The sequence below is a fragment of the Sphingobacterium sp. T2 genome (genome assembly GCF_000814685.1).
GTDB lineage: Bacteria > Bacteroidota > Bacteroidia > Sphingobacteriales > Sphingobacteriaceae > Sphingobacterium > Sphingobacterium thermophilum.
The window spans coordinates 1-1,880 of record NZ_JXAC01000180.1 but is presented as its reverse complement, the minus strand read 5'-3'; the positions used below and the strand labels follow the sequence as shown (position 1 = coordinate 1,880).

Sequence of the window (1,880 nt, the reverse complement as noted above, 5' to 3'; positions counted from 1 at the left end):
GCATCCTTGCGCCTGCGTCCCGAAAATCAAAACCAGAAAAAATCAAACAACTTTCATCAATAACTTGCGTATTTTGTATTATCTCTGCCAAAGTAACTTTAAGAAAGTTATAACAAAATACGCAATGGACAAAATCGCACAACCATAAAAGTGAAGACCCCTTAACAAACAAATATTTATGGTCAAAACAGAGAATTATTGTTTTTTTTGTGTAAAGAAGGTTATTGCGTATATTTGAGAGTTATGTGCTATGTTAGAACGCCCCTTCACCACGACACACTTTGGCGGACACACAATCTAACTTTGCAGAAAACTGGGATGCAGAAAACCGATAGAGAAAGCTAAAATAAATTAGTAACAATAGAAAAAATGAATGACCAACTTTTAAATCTTTACAATTCTAAATGGGACGACCTTTGTTCTGCAATGCAAACAATTCTTGCAGACGACACACTAGAATTGAAGCCAACTTGTCCATTGCTATTGACAATTGACAACGATGAAGAATTTAATAATGCAGAAATACGTTTAATGGTTTACGGACAAGAAACCAATAGTTGGTATAATGAATTTCATAATAACCAACAACCAATTATTGACAATTATGACAGCTTTTTCAATGATGGAGAATGCTGGAGTTATGGCGGACAATTTTGGAATGGAGTAAGCCGATTTATTAATCTACTGCAAGTAAAACATCCTAACAAGAAAATAAAATTAGTATGGAACAACATCGTAAAGATTGGTAAGTATAACGACAAGGGATTTCCACCAGACTACATTTACGAAGTTGAAAGAAGAACATTTTTCTATCATAAAGCAGGAACTTGAAATAATTAAACCTAACATTGTTTTGTTTTTAACTGGACCTAATTATGACAGTATTATTCACGACAACTTTGGGACAATTGAGAAACAAGCACTTGCTCCATTTTCAGAAAGACAAATTTCTAAAGTAAAGCTTGACAATGTAGACTTCGCCTTTAGAACATATCACCCAAACTATTTATGGCGTAACGACATTGACAGCTATTTTGACACAATTATCAACGAAATTAAATTATAATTCGAAGGTGAGCACACGAGAAAACACAGCACATAACACGGGTTTTGCGTCAGGCGGGGTGACGTGCAAACTTGGAGCTTTGTGCTTCTATTCAAGTTCAGTGCTGGCAGACAGTTTTGTGCTCCGAAACCCGCCCAAACGCAAAGCCCCGAAACGTTAGAGTGTCTAAACATAAAGACCCCCACGTTTCTCACAGCTCTGAACTGTGCCTACAGAGCAGCCGGTATGAAGGGTTTTCTGCTTTTGAAGTAATAAATCCCATTGTGATAATTCTTAAATCTGTAGTCACAACATCCTATCCAACGGACTTTTGATAGAATTCAGTTGCGCATTGCCGACTTTTGCATACAGCATCGTGGTCTTGATGTCATTGTGACCAAGTAGCTGCTGTATGAATGACATGTCCGTGCCGTATTCCAGTAAATGTGTGGCGTAGCTATGCCGCAAACCGTGTATCCCTATCGACTTGTTTACCTTTGCCGCTTTCATTGCATTCTTGAACACCGCTTGTACACTGCGGACGGAATACCGCCCACCGTACCGACCTTCAAAAAGGTAAGTTTTGGGCTGGTATGCTTTATAATATTCCCGCAGCAAATCCAGCACTGCAGACGGTAGTGGTACGTACCGATCTTTCTTTCCTTGACCAGCTTCGATGAGTACCTGCATCCGTCCACTGTCGATGTCGCTCACTTTCAGATTGACAACCTCACTTATGCGCAACCCCATTCCGTACACAGTTGCAGCATCAGCAAATGTTTTCGGTTTGTACCACGTCGAATATCCGTTTCTTCCTTTTGGCTCAACATCCTTG

3 protein-coding genes are annotated in these 1,880 nt (G+C 39.3%); 2 read left to right on the top strand and 1 reads right to left on the bottom strand.

Going from position 1 to position 1,880, the window contains the following annotated elements:
• Window positions 1-369: 369 nt before the first annotated feature.
• The gene (locus SD31_RS11250; protein ID WP_156138333.1) at window positions 370-831 is read left to right on the top strand and encodes a hypothetical protein; all 462 of its coding nucleotides are present in this window, start codon (window positions 370-372) and stop codon (window positions 829-831) included.
• Entirely contained in the window at window positions 791-1,066 is a 276-nt protein-coding gene (locus tag SD31_RS11245) for a hypothetical protein (RefSeq protein WP_039054187.1), read from the top strand. Before SD31_RS11250 ends, SD31_RS11245 begins: the two co-directional genes overlap by 41 nt.
• A 285-nt stretch (window positions 1,067-1,351) precedes the next feature.
• Here the strand turns inward: SD31_RS11245 and SD31_RS11240 are convergent.
• Window positions 1,352-1,880 (bottom strand): tyrosine-type recombinase/integrase (locus tag SD31_RS11240; protein WP_231561498.1); only part of this gene is annotated, 529 nt, incomplete at its 5' end.

Excerpts from the sequence above, each read along its gene's own strand:
- SD31_RS11250 (WP_156138333.1), top strand. The coding sequence starts at position 370 with ATGAATGACCAACTTTTAAATCTTTACAATTCTAAATGGGACGACCTT.